Origin of the sequence: Candidatus Sphingomonas colombiensis, assembly GCA_029202845.1 — a bacterium.
In the GTDB taxonomy this organism is placed as follows: domain Bacteria; phylum Pseudomonadota; class Alphaproteobacteria; order Sphingomonadales; family Sphingomonadaceae; genus Sphingomonas; species Sphingomonas colombiensis.
In genome coordinates this window covers 2601865-2621966 of record CP119315.1, presented here as the reverse complement: position 1 = coordinate 2621966, position 20102 = coordinate 2601865, and the positions used below count along the sequence as shown (strand labels likewise).

The 20102-nt window shown below is 59.8% G+C and carries 18 protein-coding genes; 8 read left to right on the top strand and 10 right to left on the bottom strand.

The window, feature by feature from the left end:
* Positions 1–10 precede the first annotated feature (10 nt).
* Complete coding sequence (locus tag P0Y64_12600) at positions 11–787, bottom strand: SDR family oxidoreductase (protein WEK42232.1); 777 nt, start codon at positions 785–787, stop codon at positions 11–13.
* A 44-nt stretch (positions 788–831) separates the two neighbouring features.
* Complete coding sequence (locus P0Y64_12595; protein WEK42231.1) at positions 832–3042, bottom strand: TonB-dependent receptor; 2211 nt, start codon at positions 3040–3042, stop codon at positions 832–834.
* Positions 3043–3306: 264 nt separating this feature from the next.
* Between P0Y64_12595 and P0Y64_12590 the strand changes: the two genes are divergently transcribed.
* The gene (locus P0Y64_12590; GenBank protein ID WEK42230.1) at positions 3307–3720 is read left to right on the top strand and encodes a nuclear transport factor 2 family protein; all 414 of its coding nucleotides are present in this window, start codon (positions 3307–3309) and stop codon (positions 3718–3720) included.
* A gap of 78 nt (positions 3721–3798) precedes the next feature.
* Here the strand turns inward: P0Y64_12590 and P0Y64_12585 are convergent, their stop codons facing one another.
* The 4 genes from P0Y64_12585 to P0Y64_12570 form a co-directional block, all read right to left on the bottom strand.
* A complete protein-coding gene (locus P0Y64_12585) occupies positions 3799–4275 on the bottom strand; it encodes a flavin reductase family protein (protein ID WEK42229.1) in 477 nt (158 codons plus the stop codon).
* 24 nt (positions 4276–4299) lie between these two features.
* Entirely contained in the window at positions 4300–5424 is a 1125-nt protein-coding gene (locus tag P0Y64_12580) for a cytochrome P450 (GenBank protein ID WEK42228.1), read from the bottom strand.
* Positions 5425–5546: 122 nt separating this feature from the next.
* Positions 5547–6761, bottom strand: coding sequence for an acyl-CoA dehydrogenase family protein (locus P0Y64_12575; GenBank protein ID WEK42227.1), 1215 nt, complete (start codon positions 6759–6761; stop codon positions 5547–5549).
* A gap of 95 nt (positions 6762–6856) precedes the next feature.
* On the bottom strand, positions 6857–7528 hold the full coding sequence (locus tag P0Y64_12570; GenBank protein ID WEK42226.1) for a TetR family transcriptional regulator: 672 nt from the start codon (positions 7526–7528) through the stop codon (positions 6857–6859).
* A 230-nt stretch (positions 7529–7758) separates the two neighbouring features.
* On the opposite strand from P0Y64_12570, the gene P0Y64_12565 reads away from it, so the two are divergent.
* The 7 genes from P0Y64_12565 to P0Y64_12535 all read left to right on the top strand — a co-directional run bounded on the left by P0Y64_12565 (position 7759) and on the right by P0Y64_12535 (position 16961).
* Positions 7759–8334, top strand: coding sequence for a VOC family protein (locus P0Y64_12565; protein WEK42225.1), 576 nt, complete (start codon positions 7759–7761; stop codon positions 8332–8334).
* 32 nt (positions 8335–8366) lie between these two features.
* Positions 8367–9221: a fumarylacetoacetate hydrolase family protein gene (locus P0Y64_12560; GenBank protein WEK42224.1), complete on the top strand. Its 855-nt coding sequence runs from the start codon at positions 8367–8369 to the stop codon at positions 9219–9221.
* The gene (locus tag P0Y64_12555) at positions 9218–11239 is read left to right on the top strand and encodes an acetoacetate--CoA ligase (protein WEK42223.1); all 2022 of its coding nucleotides are present in this window, start codon (positions 9218–9220) and stop codon (positions 11237–11239) included. Before P0Y64_12560 ends, P0Y64_12555 begins: the two co-directional genes overlap by 4 nt.
* A gap of 16 nt (positions 11240–11255) precedes the next feature.
* Positions 11256–12866 (top strand): FAD-dependent monooxygenase, encoded by a 1611-nt coding sequence (locus P0Y64_12550; protein WEK42222.1) that lies wholly within the window; start codon positions 11256–11258, stop codon positions 12864–12866.
* Positions 12863–13282 (top strand): nuclear transport factor 2 family protein, encoded by a 420-nt coding sequence (locus P0Y64_12545; protein WEK42221.1) that lies wholly within the window; start codon positions 12863–12865, stop codon positions 13280–13282. The genes P0Y64_12550 and P0Y64_12545 overlap by 4 nt, the downstream gene beginning before the upstream one ends.
* 90 nt (positions 13283–13372) lie before the next feature.
* Positions 13373–15715, top strand: coding sequence for a transketolase (locus P0Y64_12540; protein WEK42220.1), 2343 nt, complete (start codon positions 13373–13375; stop codon positions 15713–15715).
* A gap of 1 nt (position 15716) precedes the next feature.
* Positions 15717–16961 carry a dihydrolipoamide acetyltransferase family protein gene (locus tag P0Y64_12535; GenBank protein ID WEK42219.1) on the top strand — a complete coding sequence of 415 codons (1245 nt, stop codon included), beginning with the start codon at positions 15717–15719 and terminating at the stop codon, positions 16959–16961.
* 146 nt (positions 16962–17107) lie between these two features.
* On the opposite strand, the gene P0Y64_12530 is transcribed toward P0Y64_12535, so the two are convergent.
* From P0Y64_12530 to P0Y64_12515, 4 genes are all read right to left on the bottom strand, one after another.
* Positions 17108–17245 carry a hypothetical protein gene (locus P0Y64_12530; GenBank protein ID WEK42218.1) on the bottom strand — a complete coding sequence of 46 codons (138 nt, stop codon included), beginning with the start codon at positions 17243–17245 and terminating at the stop codon, positions 17108–17110.
* A 163-nt stretch (positions 17246–17408) separates the two neighbouring features.
* Complete coding sequence (locus tag P0Y64_12525) at positions 17409–17810, bottom strand: DoxX family protein (GenBank protein ID WEK42217.1); 402 nt, start codon at positions 17808–17810, stop codon at positions 17409–17411.
* 137 nt (positions 17811–17947) lie between these two features.
* Positions 17948–18904, bottom strand: coding sequence for a 2-hydroxyacid dehydrogenase (locus tag P0Y64_12520; GenBank protein WEK42216.1), 957 nt, complete (start codon positions 18902–18904; stop codon positions 17948–17950).
* A 236-nt stretch (positions 18905–19140) separates the two neighbouring features.
* Positions 19141–20049 carry a LysR family transcriptional regulator gene (locus P0Y64_12515; protein WEK42215.1) on the bottom strand — a complete coding sequence of 303 codons (909 nt, stop codon included), beginning with the start codon at positions 20047–20049 and terminating at the stop codon, positions 19141–19143.
* Positions 20050–20102 lie beyond the last annotated feature (53 nt).

Genomic DNA, 20102 nt, shown 5'->3' with positions numbered 1-20102 from the left:
CTGGTCATCCCTAGGCGACGAGGCCGCCATCAATCACGAGTTCCGCCCCGGCCGCATAGCTCGCCTGATCGGACAGCAGGAAACAGATCGCCTGCGCGATCTCTTCGGGCTGAGCCAGGCGCCGCATCGGTATCGATGCCTCTACATGTGCGACCTGATCGGGATTCGCCTCGAACGAAGCGGCGATCATCGGCGTTTGCACGAGCCCCGGAAGCACGGTGTTCACCCGGACGCCGTGCGGCGCGAACTGGCGCGCGGCAGTCCGGCTAATCCCTCGCACCGCCCATTTCGTGGACACATAGCCAATGTCCTGGCTGACGGCGGGAGGCATACCCGTGGCCGATGCTACATTGACGATCGCCCCCCGTTTCCGTTCGCACATGTAGCGCCCGAACGTCTGCAAACCGAGCAAGATGCCCTGCTGATTAACCGCGACAGTCTTCTGAAAGGCTTCGACATCGGGTGCGTCGGCTACCGTGCCGTTGCTTTTGATTCCTGCCGCTGACACGAGGCCGCACGGCGAGCCGATTTCAGCGATCACCTGCGCCAGAAGCTCGCTCCAGGAGTTCGGATCGCTGACATCGTGCCGCATGAACCGACCGTCGACGGCGCTCGCGACTTCGGTGCCCAGCCCCGTCTGCAGGTCGGCTACGACGATGCGCGCGCCCCGCGCGGCCGCGAGTTTCGCTGCTGCGGCGCCGATTCCGCTCGCACCGCCGGTAATGATGATGATGCGATCTGCGAAGTCCGTCATGCCCTGTTCCCGTTGCAACTGTTCCTTCCGCACGAGGGCGGCCGGCCGGCAGCTGTGCCGCCGGCCGGCCTCGTTCGCTAGAAGGAATAGGCGACCTCGACGCCGACTACCCTGCCCTTCTGGACCGTCTGGAAACTTCCTCCCGTGGGAAGAATATCAAGGCGCGCGTTCGCGCCGATGCCTCGATTATCCAGCAGATTGCGGCCATATATGCTCATCTTCAACCCTTTCACGCCGGCCGGTGCGAAGCCTATTCCAGCGGAAAGAAGGTCGAGCGACGGCAGGAAGGAATTGTTGCTGTCGGTAAATGGCGACCCGTCGCGGTGGTCGATATTGATATGAGCGTTGAACGAACCCGCCTGCCCCAATTCGGTGTCGTAATAGAGTCCGCCGCTATAGGTCCACGGCGCAAGGCGCGGGATACGCAGGGCTCGGTCCAGATCGTTGACAACACCGTCGCCATTGAGATCAGCGGCCACGCGAACATAGCGGCCATGGACATAACCGAGCGACCCGCGGAGCACGAGCCCTTGCGCCAATCGCAGCGACGCTTCGACCTCTGCGCCGCGGATGCGCACGTCGCCAGCATTGCCGATCAGCGTTGAAACGCCATTTGCAGTGACGGTTGTCTGCTCGCGCTGGACGGCGTCGACCTTATTGGTAAACGCCGCGAGATTGAGCATGAGGCGACGGTCGAACATGCGCCCCTTGAAACCGATCTCGAAGGAATTCGCGGTCTCGTCACCGAAGGGCCCCGGCGGAACGGCAAGGGAAGCGACGCGCAGGTTATAGCCGCCGGCGCGGACACCTCGGCTGTACAGCCCGTAAGCCTGGATGTTGTCGCTGAATTCATATTTCAGCGAAACGCGCGGCGTAAAGCTGTTGAACTTTGCCCGATCGGTGAAGCCATAACTGGTGCAACCCTGAGTGAAGGTGCACGGGGGCGCGGCCGTGAAATCACGAGCGGCGATCCGAACATTTTTCCGATCCTCAGAATAGCGCCCACCGACGCCAAGCGTGAAGCGATCGAATATCTCAATATCGGCGTTGGCAAAAATGCCCCACGAATTCTGATCTTGCAGGCCACCGCCCTGCCCAAGGCGATTGGCATACAGCAAATTGTCCAGCGTCTGATAATCAATATTTTGATGAAACAGGAACAATCCGGTAACGAAATCGATTCGATCAGCAATTTTTACAGCATAGCGCAATTCGTTGCTGTACTGGCTTTGCTTAATATAGCTTCCTACATGGAAACCGAGCGCCGGAGAACCGTCGTTGTCGCCGGTAACCAACACCTTGTAATCACGATATCCGAAAATATTGGTAATTTTACCTCCGCCCGATCCGACATCAATGTTCGTTTCGAGGACTGCCGAGTTATAGGTCGTATCTGCTCTGCCAACAAAGCCCGAACGCGTCCCGAATTTCGGCGCCTGCACCGATCCACCGGGGTTGCTGTTTACGGTTCCATCGCCATGCGATTCGCCATGCTCACCAATCAGCGTGAACTCCACGCCCGGAGCGGGCGTGAAACTGATAGTCGGGCGGAGAAACCACGACCGCGACTTTCCGTCATTGCGATTAAGCGTGAGATTCTTGAAATAGCCTTCATCGTCTTCGAAATATCCGGCGACGCGCACGGCAAGCTTATCTTCGACAATCGGGGCCTCGAGCGCACCGGTCAGGACGATATCGGCCCCCGTGCCGCGCAGACCGCTTTCGATCGACAGCTTGGCATCGCCGCCGAAATTCCCACTGGGGCGACGCGTGCGAAGGACTATCGCGCCGCCCGTGACGTTGCGGCCAAACAAGACCCCCTGAGGACCGCGCAAAACCTCGATCGATTCAATGTCGCTGGTATCGATGATCGTGCCGTTGTTGGTTCCGAGATAGATGCCGTCGATGACCGTCGCGACGGCCGGCTCGATGCTCGGCACCGAACTGTTCACGCCGAGACCGCGAATAGCGAAATTGGCAGTCCCCTTGATCGACCCCACATCGTCGAGCTGGACGTTCGGAGCCGAATAGGCGAGGCTTTCAATGTTACGGAACTGCATGGCGTCGAGCTGATCGACACCAAAGGCCGTGATCGACGATGCAATGTCCTGAACCCGTTCACCACCAGCTTTTTTCGTGGCGGTTACGACGACATCGTCCATCAGCGCGTCCGGCTGTGACACTCCCGTCTGAGCCTGCGCCGGCACGACGACGGCAAATCCGATTGCGGCGCCGACAGTGAGGGCCAGCCGACCTTCGCGAATTTTCATTGCGGGCTTCACGATCATCCTTCTCCCTGACATTGTTATGGGCCCGGTCGAACGAGAGGAGACGATGACGCAAGACGGGGCGGACAGGTGCAAGCCTTCGCTCGCAACCCGGGCGGCCGTCTCCCAAGCAACTCCCGTTACACTCCGGAGCGCCCTCGTTCCCGGCCCTAACTGACCGATTGATCAATTACATATCATTACTGTTGAGTTGGTCAATAACGAACTTGCATGTGGCACACGAACGCTTCATCACTCCTCAGAGGAAGAGGTGGAGTTGTGCAAATGATCGACAATGCTTCAACGGCCCGCAGATGGCTGGACATCCTTGCGCGCGGGGCGGTTGAAGAATGGGCAGCCGTTGCCGATTCCGAATTGGCGATGCAGGCGCCTTATATGCCGGCCGGCCGGGACGGCCGAACAGTTGGCCTGGAACCCAATCGAGAACGAGTAGGAACCTTCTGGAAAGTATGGAAATATTTCGAATTCTTTGATATCGAGGCCCATGCCGCTGTCGACGACGTTGATCTCGTCTTTGTAACAGCATCCTCAAAGGCTGAGACCATTTGGGACGCACCCTACACAAACCAATATGTTATGCGATTGCGCTTTCGGAATGGGCGCGTTGCGGACCATTTGGAATTCCTGAATCCCGCCCCTGTGCTCGAAGCTTTTGCCGGACGGCTTGACGGCGGCTGATCGCGCCAATGCGTCGCGGCGGCATTGCGCGCCAATATTCCGCAAACCCTGCCGCGAAAGGCGAGATACAAGGATGCCCTAGCCGAATGTCATCGGTGCTCCGTCATAATAGACCAAAGGGCGCCCGGCATCTTCGTTCGGTCCGGCCATAAGAGCCCGGCCGACAATGATCAGGTGCGTCCCGTAGGTCCAACGATCGTCGAGCCTGCAATCCACCCATGCCAGGGCGTCGGACAGATAGGGAGCCCCTCCTTCGCAATCGCGCCAATCCCCGAAAGAAAATCGCTTGTCGGCAAGGCGCGAGCCTCCGAAGCATTCGAGTATATCACGCTGGGATTCGGCCAGCATGTTGACGGTGAAGCGCCGACTCTCCAACAACGTCGCAAGGATCGACGAGGATTTGTTGATGCACACCAGCAGGCTCGGCGGATCCATGCTCAACGACGTTACCGATGTCGCAGCCATGCCGAAACGTTTCCCGGCCGCGTCCGATGAAGTTATGACCGCGACCCCGGACGCCAGATAGCGCATGGCATGACGAAATTGCTCGACCATGACGCCTTCCTTTTCAGCCAGCGCTCACCCGACCGCAACCGGCAGCGAAGGGACCGCGACCGTTTCCGATCCTTCAAAACAGAATTCTGCCGTATCAATCGCGGTGGGCTGCAACCGCACGCCACGCTTTAAAAACTCCTCGGCAACTACACGGATTTCCATCCGGGCGGTGGGCGCGCCTACGCACGAATGCCGGCCAAGCCCAAAGGTCAGGTGCCGCGAAGCGTCGCGATCAAGACGGAAGGCGTGCGGTTCGTCGAATTGCGCGGGATCAAGATTGGCCGCCTGCCAGCACATATAGACGGTATCGCCAGCCGCGATCCGCCGCCCATGCCGCTCATGATCCTGCGTCACATTGCGATAGAGCGCGAAGAATGGCGTATGGAGACGTAGCGTTTCCTCAACCGCCGCGGGGATCAAGGTCGGATTTTCGACAAGACTGTCGCGCAATCCTGGCTGGACGAAGATGTTCCAGAACAACGAGCCCATCGTCGAAGCCGCCGTCCCGCTTCCTCCGATGAGCAGGGTGGCCATCACGCGCCCCGCTTCTTCGTCGTTGAGCGGCCTGCCCCCGAAATCATATTCGGCAAGTACCGTCATGAAATCATCACGCGGCCTTTTGCGGCGCTCGTGGATGCCTTCGAGGCCCAATTCTGCAAGACGTTCGAAATTCTTCCGATAAGCTGCGGAGTCACGCATGCTGCCAAGCAGAGCGAGCGTGATGTCGTGCACTTTCGATAATTCGTCATTCTGCTCGAAGCCCAGAATGTAGAAGATCGCGCGCTGCGGTATCTGATAGGCGAGATCGGCGATCAAATCGCCGCCGCCCTTCGCAACCATCGCGTCCACCAGTTGGGCCGCGTCGGCGCGCAGGCGGCTCTCGATGCGGTTGGGAACGTTTGCGTTCATTCCGGCGGTCAAAAGCCGACGCCACTTGGTATGCTCCGGCGGATCCGCGTTGATGGCAACCGCCTGCGGATGTTGGCTTATATCCCCCTTCGGCAATGGACGCTGCACCGACGGGGCGGATGCATAAGTTCCAAAATCCAGCAAGCCGCGCTTCACATCTTCGAAGTTGCGAAAGATGTGGAAGCCGCTCAATTCCTGACTGAACGGAATCGGGTTGCTGTCGCGATCACGGTCGAGCAACGCGCGCGCCTCGGCGGGCGTCATGCGATAGGTGCTAAATCCGGAAAAATCTGCTGCATCATGCTGCATCGAGGCGCTGGTCCTTGCCATGAATTCCCTTCCAAACTGCGGTATCCGCAGGATCAGACGCGCTCGGGCGGAACGATCATTTCGACAAAGCCAAGAAGGTTCTGGCCCAGAACTTCGTATGCCAGGTCGCGGTTGAAGATGATGTGGCGTGAACCCATGTGATAATCGCGCCAGAAGCGCTGCGCCGCATTGGCGTCGGCAAATCCCGACGATCCGGCCAAGTCCATCAAACGATCGGTACAATGGGACAGAAGCTCCGTCACGAGCCCTGCTTTCGCGCCGATCATCGCACGCTCTTCCATTTCAAGCTGGCGACGGTCTTCCGCGGCGGAGTCCGCAAGATTGGTCGCTTCTTCGAGAAGCAGGCGCGCGGTTGCAATCTTTGCCGCAATCTCGCCAATTGCAGCTTGATAAACGGGCGAGTCACAGCGGCGCGGATAGCCCGTTACATAGATATAAGGCTTTTCTTTCCCCGCGACGACGACATCGAAAAGCCCCTGAACGGTGCCAACCAAGACACCCAAGGCCTTCGCGCGCAATACGGGAATACTTTGCCAATAATCGGACGGCTCGCTACCGCCATGGGTTATCTCACCAAGCACCGACTTATCGCAAAACTGATCGGCCCCGATCTCAACTTCTTCCGCGATCAGCGTTTCAGAACCCGTGCCGCGCATACCGGCCACAATCCAACTATGGTCGATCGTGACGTCGGACATCCGAAGCAGCGTGAGGTATATCGCCCCATTTTCCCCTGTGGCGGGAACCAGCGCCCAATCGGCATGATAGCAGGCCGAGGCATAGGTCCATTTACCGCTAACGAAAAAGCGTCCGTCGCGCGCAACCAGCTTGCCGCCTCCTACCTGCGGCCCGCAAACCCTTCCGATCGAAGCGCCGAACATGAGCCGCTGCATGGGCTCGCTCGTCTTGCTGCCGATCCACGCGGTCGAGTTGAGGATCGACACCACCCAGGCCGACGAGGGGCAGCCCTTACCGATTTCGGCACAAAAGAGGGCCATAGTGCGGGACGACGCGCCAAGCCCGCCCCAGCGCCGCGGCACTGCCATGCTGAAAGCGCCCGTCGCCTCGATGGCATCGATCACCTCACTGACGATCTTGCCCGACGCCTCGTTCTCCGCAGCATGCTTTTCAAGGAGAGGCTTAAGCGCTCGCGCTCGCGCCAGCAGATCCTCGTGCAAATCGCGCGCAAACCGACCCTCGGTTCCGACCTCGGACTTGGTCGCGATGGCGGCAATTGTCGATGTCATGCCAGTCTCCCGTCAAAATATTCCGGAGCAGCCTCTTCTGCGGGCGTCTCGATGACGAGGAGCTAACAGTTACTGTTCGAACGGTCAATAATAACCTATACGAAGATGAGGGTCTCGATCATGGCGATTGTCTCCTCCACTTCAGCCCTGGCAAATGGGTTTCGTTCGCTTAGTCGCTCATATTCGGCCGAAACGGCAAAGGGTACCGCTGCCATAGCCGTGATTGCGAAACGCAACCGATCAGGCCTGATGAAGCGTACAAAACCTTCCTTTTGCGCCTCTTTGATAAGTTCACACCAGCGCGCGTGCTCTTCACCGATGAATGTCTCGATCAACCAGTCCAAACGGTCTGATGGCCGATGCGCCTCGATCGTCATAAGGCGATGAAAGTCTGGCATTTCCGCAAATGCCTCGACGAGCGCGCGAATGGCCGCGCGCAAATGCTCCCGAGGAGAAGCCGCCTTGACCTTTGCGCCTTCACCGCGAGCCTTGCTCAGCCGGGCAGCAGTGTCGAGTGCCAGCTCTCGCCACAAATTCTCTTTTGAATTAAAATGATAAAGCAGCAAGGAGAGCGACACCCCCGCACGTGCCGCGATATCCCGAACGGATGCACCGTCGAATCCCGATGTGGCGAACTCTTCCATCGCCGCGCTCAGCACAAGCGCACGAACCTCTTCAGGCCGTCGGCGGCGCCGCCTTCCCGCGCCCGCGGAAGAGATTTCTGCGTCTTCTAACGCCTCATCCAGCTCTTTTTCGTTCTGTACCATCGGCTTTTTCTAGCGCGCCAACGCCTTACCATCAAGAAAGTAAGTCGGACAAAGAGACGGGTGCGAGGCCTCAGACGCCAACAGTCGCGCCGAGATCGGCGCACATATTGACCAATAGATCAGTTGTGATTAGGAGAGGCTTCAACACACGCTGACGTCCTGTGCCAGCCAATCACGAGGCGGATTCACCCACGAGGCGGACTTACCGCCCCACTATCCGGGAGACGAGAATGACTACCGCGCCAACGACCAAAACCGAACGTGGTGGCCCCGATTACATCGCTCACTTTGTTGTCAGGACAAGCGACTTCGAAGGCACGCTGGATTGGCATCGCAAATTTTTCGATGCGAGCGACGTCTATTATCAGGACGGGTTGGCGTTTCTGACGTTCGACGACGAGCACCATCGCATCGCAATTGGCCATATTCCGGGCCTGACAGAGCTAACCGAGTCGACCGCGGGGGTAGATCATATCGCCTTCACCATTCGCGATTTCGATCGATTCATCAGAAACTACGAACGCCTGAAGGCGAACGGAATACTGCCGATCTGGTGCATCAATCATGGCCCCACGACATCGCTCTATTATTGCGATCCCAACGGCATAAAACTCGAGATTCAAATCGATAATGCCGCGGCCATCGGCAGCCCGGCGGCATTCTTCAAATCCGATACTTTTTCGCAGAACCCGATTGGGGTCGAGTTCGATCCCGACCTTCTCGTCAAGAAATTTCATTCCGGCGAACCACTGGAAGAATTGATGAAACAAGGATCGGCACCGGTCGAGACCGCCGGCGAAAACTGAACCATAAACAATCGGGCAAAGGAGAAGGATCGGTGAGGATCGCAAGATACCTGGTCGGCGATGCGATCGAACTGGGCGTTACCGACGGCCAGACGATGGCGAGCATCACGAAAAATGTCCCCGGCGCGGGCAATGACGTGATCTCGCTGATAGAGCGGTGGGACGAGATCGGTCCGCTGGCCGCTGGCCTGCTCGGGTCACCCGATTACCGGTTGAAGGATGTGCAACTCCTCGCACCCATCGCGAGGCCCGGTAAAATCTGGGGCATCGGTCTGAATTACGCTGATCACGCGGCCGAGGCCAGCATCCCGTTGCCTGAGCATCAAACCTGGTTCGTAAAGGCCAGCACGTCCGCGAACGGTCCTTTCGACCCGATCGTCCTTCCGACGGTCTCGGCGGCGCTCGACTATGAAGCGGAACTTGTTGCGGTGATCGGCACGGGCGGCCGCCACATTCGCGAGAGCGACGCCGCGCGGGCGATTTTCGGCTATTGCGTGGGCAATGACGTCAGCGTGCGCGACTGGCAGATGCGAACGGGCCAATTCTCGATCGGAAAGTCGTTCGACACCCACGCGCCCTTCGGCCCCTGGATCGTGACGGCCGATGAGATAGATCCCCTGACGCTTGCCATCCGCAGCTTCGTCAATGGCGAGAAGCGGCAGGACTCGAACACCAGCCACCTCATATTCGATCCGTTTCAGCAAGTGGCCCACCTCAGCCAGGCCATGGTGCTGGAAGCCGGGGACCTTTTGTTCACCGGGACTCCCGGCGGCGTGGGCGCGGCCATGCAGCCGCCGAAATTTCTTGTTGATGGGGACGTTGTCCGCGTCGAGATCGATGGGATCGGATACATTGAGAACCGCGTCGTGCAGGACCCGATCTCTTGAGCGAAGCGGTCGAGGAAGGCACGCTGCTCTGGACGCCCGACGGAGATTTTGTCGAGAAGGCGCAACTCACTCGCTTCATGCGGTGGCTCGGTGCCGAGCGGAATATTCATTTTGAAGACTATGCAACCTTGTGGCGTTGGTCGGTCGATGATCTAGATGGATTCTGGCGCGCGATTTACGACTATTTTTCGCTCGATGCCGATGGCGATCCCGAAGCCATCGTTACCGGCGAGGCAATGTTCCTCGCGCGCTGGTTTCCCGGCGTCAGATTGAATTTCGCGGAACATTTGCTCCGTCATGAGGCTGTGGCCGAACCGGGCGAGATCGCCTTGTATCACAGCAGCGAGATTCGCCCGTTGGCCACGCTTAGTTGGGCGGAGCTTGGCAGTCAGGTCCGCGCGGTCGCGACGCGATTGAGGGCGATGGGCATAAAAGCAGGCGACATGGTCGTCTCCATTATGCCCAATGTTCCAGAAACCGCCGTTGCCATGTTGGCAACGACGGCTATCGGCGCGATCTGGTCCTCGGCCGCGCCCGAGTTCGGGCCGGCGATGGTGCTGGATCGTTTCAGGCAATTGCGGCCCAAGCTCGCGTTTGTCGGAAATGGATATAGTTTCAACGGCCGCGTGTTCGATCGCCGCGATGAAGTCGCTGAAATTCTGTCGAATCTTCCTTCGCTGGAAATGGTCGTGACGTTCGACTACCTTGATCTCGCTTGGGAGGCGTTGCCGTATTCTGGCCTGACTTTCGCCGAATTGCTCGCGTCGCCGGCGATCGGGCGCGATGAATTCCGCTACGAACGGCTTCCCTCCGAGGCTCCCCTCTGGGTGCTTTTTTCTTCTGGCACGACCGGGCTGCCGAAAGCGATCGTCCATTCGCACATCGGGATGACGCTCGAGCAGTTGAAGAACATGTCGCTGAGTTGCAATCTCGGCCCCGGCAAACGCATGTTCTTCTACACGACAACCGGCTGGATGATGTGGAACGCCGTCATATCCGCCCTCATTACCGGCGCCTCGGCGGTGCTGTATGATGGTAGCCCGGTTTTCGGCGGACCGGAGATGCTCTGGAAAATGGCGGCCGTAACGGGCACCACTTCTTTCGGGGCCAGTCCGACACTCGTCAAAAGCATGAATGCCGCCGGGATAAAGCCCAAGAATATCTGCGATCTCTCCCATCTCGACATGGTTCTGCTTGGCGGCGCACCATCAACACCCGAAACCTTCAAATGGTTTTACGACAACGTGAAGGCCGATCTTTGGGTCTCGTCCCAGTCGGGCGGCACCGACCTATGCAGCGGACTTGTGACGGGGGTCGCAATTCAGCCGGTATACGCGGGTGAAATACAGGCTGCGGCCCTCGGCATCGCCGTCGATATCTGGGACGAACACGGCAACGGTCTTGTCGACGAAGAGGGCGAGCTTGTCGTCACCCGCCCCTTCCCCTCCGCCCCACTCTGCTTTCTCGGGGACGAAGACAACGGCCGCTATCACGACAGCTATTTCTCCACTTATCCGGGAGTGTGGCGACACGGCGATCTAGCGAAGCGCAACGAGCGCGGTGGCGTTTATGTTTATGGCCGGTCGGATTCGACGCTCAATCGCTATGGTGTGCGCATCGGAACCGGCGAGATTTATCGCCCTCTCGACGACATCTCCGAAATCGAAGATTCGCTCGTCATATGCTGCGAGATGGCCAACGGTAATTTCTATATGCCGATGTTCGTGGCGCTTCGCCCTGGGGCGATCTGGAGTGCCGAACTCGAAGCCCGGATCGTGGAGACGCTGCGACTGAAAGCCAGCCCGCGCCATGTGCCAGACGAGTTCGTCGTTGCGCCCGGCATCCCTTACACGGTGACGGGCAAAAAGATGGAAGTTCCCATTCGCAAACTGGTGATTGGCGCGTCGCCAGAACAGGCGGCAAGCCGCGATATCATGGCGCGGCCCGACCTTCTCAACTGGTACATAGAATTCGCCCGCCAGCCGAATATCACCGAACGGCGAAGACAGATTGCATAAATAGGGAGAGTTTTACGTGCGAAACCTCGATACCGACGTCCTGATCGCGGGCGGCGGGCCGGTCGGCATGACATTGGCCCTCGAACTTGCACGACATGGCGTGCGCTCGATTCTCGTCGAGCGAAACCCCGCCACTACAACACATCCCAAGATGGATCTCACCAATGGCCGCAGCATGGAGTTGTTCAGGCGCCTGGGGATAAGCGACAAATTGCGGGCGGCGGGCGTTCCCGCGAGCGAACCGCTTGATATCGTATGGGCGACCGGCCCGCTGGGCCATGTCCTGCACCGCTTTTCCTATCCCTCGCCAGCAGCGTCGGCGGAGATCGCGCGTCTCGCCAACGACGGCAGTGGGACGCGAGAGCCTTCAATGCGCGTTTCACAGATCGTGCTCGAGCCTGTTCTTAAGAACGAGATCGATTCCAATCCGTTGATCGATGTCCGATTTGGATGGAAATATACCGGCCTGGAGCAGGATGCCGACTCTATTACCAGCACGATCGTGCGCGGCGAAGACGGAGAAGAAATAAAGATCAGGGCACGCTATCTTGCCGGCTGCGACGGCGGGGGAAGCAAAGTGAGACGCGATCTCGGCATCGATCTCGAGGGCCAGCACGCAATCGCCCAAGCCTTCATGGTTCATTTCCGAAGCGACGATATCGACACGTTAGGCCGCTTTGGACTTGCCTATCACCTTCAGACGCTCAAGGGCACGATCATTGCCCAGAACAACAAAGATATCTTCACGCTCCACGTCGTCGGGTGCGATGCCGATTCCGATCCGGCAGCATTGCTTCGGGACTTTGTAGGTCGCGACTTCGAATTCGAAATACTCGTTGCCAATCCCTGGACACCGCATGTCGTGGTCGCGACCCAATATCGTTCTGGACGCGCCTTTCTTTGCGGCGATGCAGCGCATCAATTCATCCCGACCGGCGGCTATGGGATGAACACGGGCATTGGCGACGCGATCGATCTTGGGTGGAAACTCGCCGCGACTATCCAGGGATGGGGCGACGATGCGCTGCTCGATACCTATGATACTGAGCGCCGCACAACGGCTATCCGCAACCGGGACATGGCGTTCGGTCACCTCGGAACCCGCGTCGCTATTGGTGAGCAACTCGCACAGAATGCGGCAGACCCGTCGATCGACGATATCGAAGCCGCCGGCCGCAGAATGGCGCTGGGCGAGGCAATCCGCAACCTCGGCAATGCCGAGAATGAGAGTTGGGGCATCGAGCATGGCTTCCGCTACGAAGGGTCGCCGATCAACGTCGACGACGGCCTCCCCACCAATTTCGACCCGATGCGCTGCGATGGACAGCTGCGTTCCGGTGGGCGACTGCCGCATATCTTCCTAGCCGATGGCCGCGCTATCTTTGACCAACTTGGCCCGGCTTTCACACTCATCGTGATCGGCAACGCCGACATCAGCGACATCAAAGCCGCGGCCGGCAACATTCCGCTGAAGGTGGTGCAGTTGGAACTCGAACCTGTGTTTGAACGCTGGCCATCGCGTCTGATCCTGCTTCGCCCCGATCAGCATATCAGTTGGCACGCCTCGGAGCCGCCAGAAAGCTGGACAGATATTCTGAAGACCGCAACCGGAAGGATGACCGCATGAGCGATCTCGACGCGATGGATGTTCGAGCGGAGTGCAGCAACATCATCGCTGGCTTCGCCGCACATGTCGATAATCGACGCTTTGCCGAAGCGGTCGCGCTGTTTGCGCCCGACGGCATATTCGAGCGGCCCGACCTCACCGCCCGTGGACACGGAGAGATCGCAGGACTCTGGGCGGATCGGCCCGCATCATTTAAAACCCGGCATCTTTGCCATCAGACATGGTTCGAGGAGATAAACGCAGACCTCGTGCGAACCGTGACCGCCTTCACGCTCTATCAAACGAGCCATGACGGAGAAGGACTTCCAAGCGTCCCCGCTCCGATCGCCATCGCGGAATTTCACGACGAATTTCGGCGCTTTGATGGAGCATGGCGCATAGCACACCGCCGTTCCGTGCCCGCGATGTTCGGCTAGGAGCGGTCGGAAGACCTGGAAACGCTAATTCATCCATGCGTTCCACAAAGCTGCTGCTCCAAAAGCCGACAATCAGTGCAGGAATTCGAAATGGCCACAGCGCTCGCATATGATCGCGACGAGACTATCAATGCCCTGAACACCCTCGACACGCGGCTTCTCTGGCTGTCGTCGTGGATGATCCACAATGCGAACAATATTCGGCCGAAACGCGACGGCCTGAAGGTAGGCGGCCACCAGGCAAGCTGCGCCTCGATGACGGCGATCATGGCGGCACTCTATTTCCATGCGCTGCGCCCACAGGACAAGGTGGCCGTAAAACCCCACGCGGGGCCGGTATTGCATGCGATCCATTATCTGATCGGCGAGCAGTCGCGTGATCGCATGGAGAAGTTTCGCGGGCTCGGCGGCGTTCAGAGCTATCCTTCGCGCACCAAGGACGCGATCCCTGTCGATTTCTCGACCGGTTCGGTCGGCCTTGGCGTCGCGATTACCGCCTTCACCAGCCTCGTGCAGGATTATCTGATCGCGCATGGAAAGGTGAAGGAAGAAGACGCCGGGCGGATGATCGCATTGATGGGCGACGCCGAGCTTGATGAGGGCAACATTTATGAATGCCTGATCGAAGGCTACAAGCACGATCTTCGCAACTGCTGGTGGATCGTCGACTATAATCGTCAGTCGCTCGATGCGACGACCGCCGACCGTATGTTCCGCCGCTTCGACGATATCTTCGAAACCTGCGGCTGGCGCGTCGTGACCCTCAAATATGGCAAGTTGCAACAAGCGGCCTTTGCGCGCCCGGGGGGCAAGACGCTCCAGCAGTGGATCGACAATTGCCCCAACGCAGAGTTCGCCGCCCTCACCTATCAGGGCGGATCGGCCTGGCGCACCCGGCTGCTTGCCGACATCGGTGACAAGCCCAACGTCAAGAAGCTGCTCTCCGAACTCGACGACAAGGCGCTGGCGAAACTGATGACCAATCTCGGTGGCCATTGCATCGAGACGATCGTCGATGCCTTCGACGCTGCTGACGACGACCGCCCGACCTTGTTCATCGCCTATACGGTGAAGGGAAACGGCCTGCCGCTCGCGGGGCACAAGGATAATCACTCGGGCATGATGAATACGAGCCAGATCCATCAGTTACGAGACAGCCTGTCGATTCCGGAAGGCACCGAGTGGGAAAAATGGGGCGGCCTCGGCAACAACGTCGCATCGAGGCTCCAGGCCTTTGTCGACCAGAGCCCCATAGCGAAGAAGCTACGCGAGACCGCCGCCGATCCCGTCCCAGTTCCCGCGACCCTACCCGTTCCCGAGGGCGCCGAGCAGTCGACCCAAGCAGCCTTCGGACGCGTCCTCCTCGATCTCGCCAAGTCGGGCGAGCCCGTAGCCGACCGCATCGTCACCACCGCGCCCGACGTGACGCAGACCACCAATCTCGGCGCCTTCGTCAACCAGCGCGGCCTCTTCCGTCGATCCGAGCTAGCCGACGTCTTTCAGAAGGCTAAGATCCCCTCGGCGCAGAAATGGATCCAGCATGCAGCGGGCCAACACATCGAACTCGGGATCGCCGAGAATAATTTCTTCCTGCTGCTCGCCTCGCTCGGGCTTGCCGCGCCGCACTTCGGGACGCGACTGCTTCCTGTCGGCACCGTCTACGACCCCTTCATTTCGCGCGGGCTCGATGCCCTCAACTATGGGTGCTATCAGGACTCGCGCTTCCTCCTGATTGGCACCCCCTCGGGCATAACGCTCGCGGGCGAAGGTGGGGCGCACCAGTCGATCAACACGCCGCTCATCGGAATGGGCCAGCCGAACCTCGACTATTATGAACCCGCCTATGCGGACGAAGTCGCGCTGCTCATGCGACACGCGTTCGAGCATATGCAGAAGCCCGAGGGAAGCTCGGTCTATCTGCGACTATCGACGCGCGTGATCGCCCAGATCGAGCGGGCGAACGATGGCTGGAAGGAAGACGCGATCCTGGGTGGCTACTGGCTGAAGCGGCCACGCCTCAAGGCCGAGGCGGCGATCATTTTTACCGGCGTCGTGGCGCCGGAGGCTCTCGCGGCCTGGGAGATATTGTCCGAGGACATCCCGGGCATCGGCCTCCTCAACATCACCTCTCCCGACCTGTTGCACCGCGGCTGGTCATCGCGCCGCGCGGCGCGTTGGACGGGGCGATCGCCGGCGCCCAGCCATATCGAGCGCCTTCTTAGCGAACTCGCCCCCGACGCGGCGCTCGTCACGGTGCTCGACGGCTCGCCCGCCGCGCTGTCTTGGATCGGCGGGGTCCGCGGTGACCCTGTCAGTCCGCTCGGTACTGAAAGCTTCGGTCAAACGGGCGACGCGCCCGATCTCTATTCGCTCTACCGCATCGACGCCGAAGCGATCGTCGATGCGGCGGCCGAACTCTTCCTGGCGAACTGACATGACGATGGAACTGACGATGCCGGCGCTGTCGCCGACGATGGAAAAGGGCACGCTCGCCAAATGGCTCGTCGCCGAAGGCGATGCCGTGAAGGCAGGCGATCGAATCGCTGAGATCGAGACCGACAAGGCGACGATGGAATATGAGGCCGCCGAAGATGGTCGCATCGCGAAGCTCGTAGTCCCCGAGGGCACGGACGATGTCGCGGTCGGCTCGGTTATCGCACTCTTGGCTGGGGCTAACGAGACTGTCCTCGAACTTGTGACGGCGGACGCAACCCTTGCGGCTCACCCAGCCGGGAGTTCGCCCCCACCTCCGGCACCCGCATCGATTTCCGAACCGCTCGCCTCGTCGCCCGCGCCGAAACGCCCGTTGGCCGCCGACCGATTCAAAGCGAGCCCACTCGCAATCCGCATCGCCAACGCGAAGGGAATAGATCTTTCCTCGGTTACCGGGACCGGCCCCCATGGGCGCATCGTCCGCGCGGACCTCGGAACTACATCGCCGCTTCCCACGGCTGCAGCGGGCCCCGTGATCGCACCTCCTCCGGCGGGCGTTCCGGTCGAATCCTTGAAGCTGAATTCAATGCGCAAAACGATCGCGCGCCGGCTCACCGAGAGCAAGACGAGCGTTCCTCACTTCTATCTGACCGCACGCTGCAATCTGGACGCGCTGCTGCGGAGCCGGCAGCAGCTCAACGAAGCGCTTAAGGACGCCGGGATCAAAATCTCGGTCAACGACATGTTGATTAAAGCGCTCGCCCTCGCGCTCAAGGAGGTGCCCGACGCCAATGTTCAGTTCGGCGGCGACGTGCTCTACCGCTTTGGCCGTGTCGACGTGTCGATGGCGGTCGCGATCGGCGGCGGACTGGTCACTCCGGTGTTGCGCGATGTCGGTGCACTCTCGCTTTCGGCGATCGCGACCCAAAGTAAAGCGCTTGCGGCAAAGGCCCGCGAGGGCAAACTCGTCCCCGAGGATTATGAAGGCGGAACCGTATCGCTTTCCAACCTTGGCATGTTCGGGATCGACGAAATGGTCCCCGTGATCAATCCTCCGCAAGCGCTGATCCTTGGAGCCGCTGCGGGGATCGAGCAGCCATGGGCAGTCGGCGGCGAGATTCGGCTAGCGACTGTCATGGCCGCGACGGCCAGCTTCGATCATCGCGCAATCGACGGGGCCGTCGCGGCCGAATTTATGCAGGTATTTCGCGGCCTGGTCGAAACACCGCTCCGCTTATTGGCATAATGCCCTTCTCAGCGGCGATCGGCTTTCTCGGGTGATACCCCTATGCGCAGCAGACACAGCGTTCGAGGCATTCGCGGGCGTGGGCAAGCGGCCACCGGAACTGAACGGCAAAGCCGTTGCGTGACAAAGGCCTGCTGACGCTGAGCTCACGGATGAGCTTCCACAGGGTTCGAGGCTTGGGGCACCCAGCGCTTCACCTCGATATTCGACGCTTTCCGCACATGGCTCACCGTCGACGCCAATGCCAGCACGCAGGCCGCAACGTTGGCACGCCGGGTGGTCACGCCCCGCCTCCGTGATGAGCATTTATTGCCTCTAAGGATGGCTGCCGGAGTATTGAATCCGCTACGCAGCCAAAGCTCCTTCGGGCGCGCCTGCAGATTGCGATTTCGAACTATCGCCTTGATCGGAATGAGTGGAACCGACGGATACCCTGATGATCAAGCTCTATCTATTTGTCGGTTCCGGTCGTCGGAGCGCGTCGAGGCTCCACGCCCCGCCGCCGGCGCAGGATAGATAAAGGAAAACGAAGCAGAACAGGATCGCCAGATCACCGCCGTTCAGGCCCGGCCAGAAACCGCTTGAGAAATGGCCGATAAAATAAGCGAAAGCCATTTCACCCGAAACCACAAAAGCGATCGGGCGGGTAAACAGGCCCAACGCGAGCAACGCGCCGCCAGCGACCTCGAGAAGCGCCGCCGCAAAAAGGAGCGAAGGCAGTGGGCTTGGAACTCCCGGCTGTGGCCCGGGGAAATGAAAGAGCTTCATCAATCCATGCTGCATGAAGAGAAGCGCTGCAATCAGGCGGAGCAGACTGAGAACGCGTGGTGACCAGCTCGACCAGTTCATTTCTGACGCCTCCCCGTATTTTGACCAAGAGACTGATGTTTTTTAGCGAAGGCTGCAAGGGGTGGCAATGTGCTCGATCAGGCTGCCTCCGGCGAGACTATCGGCAGCGTTTATTATATCGTTTGTTGCGGACTTAGCTAAAATCGCGTCTCGGCAACTGGCGTTAATGCTCGCCCATGCTCAAACCAGGACACAAGATTGTCGGCGACAAGTCGCCCCATAGCACCTCGGGTACGCTCCGTGGCAGATCCGATGTGCGGCAGCAGCACGACGTTGGGGAGTTCCAGTAGCGCCGGCGACAAGTGCGGTTCATTGGCATAAACGTCGAGACCAGCTGCGAGGATGGTGCCGTCCGCAAGCGCAGCGCACAGGGCAAGCTCATCGACGACGCTTCCGCGTGCGACATTCACGAATATGCCATTTGCGCCGAGCGCCTTTAGCACTGCGGCATCGATGATATGGCGTGTTGCCGCGCCCCCCGGCAGCGTCGCAATGAGTACATCACACGCCTCGGCTAACGCCAGCGGCGTAGGATACCAGGGATAAGCAACGCCCTCTTGTCGATTGCGTCCGTGATAGGCGATCGCGATATCGAACCCCTCAAGTCGTCGGGCTACCGCCTTACCTATCCCGCCCAACCCGAGAATGCCTACACGCCGGCCGCGCAGCGTCGGCGAGAGCGGGAATGCGCGTTCCAACCATCGTCCTGCACGAAGGAAACGTTCAGCCTGAGGCAATTGCCGGATCGTCGCCAGCAGCAATCCGATCGTGAGGTCTGCCACCTCATCGGCAAGCACACCGGGCGTGTTCGTGACCACTATTCCGCGTGTGGCCGCCGCCTGTGCGTCGATATTGTCGTAACCGACCCCGAAACTCGCCACGATCTCCAACGCAGGCAGCCTCGAGAAAAGCGCCTCACCGAGCCGCCCGTAGAGCGCGCCGGTGGCCACGCCGCGGATCACGCCACCGTATGTTAAGAGAAATGCGTCGGGATCGGCTTGCTCCCACAAATGATGCACGGAGAAGTGTTCGCCCAAGCCCGCGGTCACGGCGGGATGCATGGGCACTGTCATCAGGATGGCGGGGCGATTCATGATCCGTTGATAGTCCCCTGTCCGCGATCGTTACAGAACGGGGCATGACGCCCTGTTGGCTTCGGTATGGGAGTGTAACCGAATTGGAGAGCGATTCCTTCCACGATCGCGACCAAGAACCAAGCGATGGCGACCAGGCCGATCGGCGTGAGGAATGCACAATGCGATCCTGTCCCCACTGGGCGGAGACAGATCACGCCCCATTTCCCGCGCGGTGCCCACCGCCGCCTCCCCGCTTAGCGGGGATCTGTTTGACGCATCACTTCGGCCAGTTTGCTCATGAAGGCCTCGACAACCGGAGGATTTGGCGCGCGGACACGCGTGGCGACGATCAGCGGGCGCGTCCATGATCCCGCATCAATGTCGAGCGTGACGACGCGCCCGGCCCTGATATCACGCGCCATCAGCATTTCGGGCAGGATCGCCAGATGCGTCCCGCCATCCAGCATCGCCTGAGCGAAGATCACCGATGTCGTTTCAATTTCAGGACGCGGGCGAGGCACGCCCGCAGCTCTAAAGCTGGCTTCGATCGCTTTCTCTACCGCCCCGATATTGGCCCCGCCGATCCATTGTGCGCCCTGAAGATCTGCAAGAGTAAGGCCCTCTCGCGCCGCTAACGGATGGCGCGCGCCGGCAAGAATGGCATAGGGAATATCGCCAAGGGTCTGCTCCCGGATCAGCGGATCTATTCGCTCTACCTGACGCACCGCCACGATCACGTCGAGCTTTCCAAGCAGCAAGTCGTTGACCATCATCTCGTAAATACCGGCGAGTACGTTCAGGCGCACTTTGGGGCGATCCGCCGCCAGTAACATCACCGCGCGGGCGACCACGTCCGCGGCCGCACTTGGGCCAACGCCGATCCGCAACCGCCCTTCGCGACCGCCCATCATGTCACCAAGATCTGCGCGAAACCGGTCCGTCTCCGCCGCTATGGTGCGCGCGTGCGGCAGGAACAGTTCGGCATATGCGGTCGGTCGGACACGCCGCCCATCGCGCTCGAACAAGCGCACCCCCAAAAGCGCCTCCAGCCGCAGGATGCTTTTGCTGACCGCCTGCTGGCTCAAGCCCAGTTTCTCGGCGGCGGCGGCAAAGCTTCCCGTATCATAAGCGGCGAGAAAGTGACGGACCTGGCGCGATTCCATAACGGGCAACCCACAACCACAAGTTGGCCAAAAAGACAATTTGTTGTTGGATC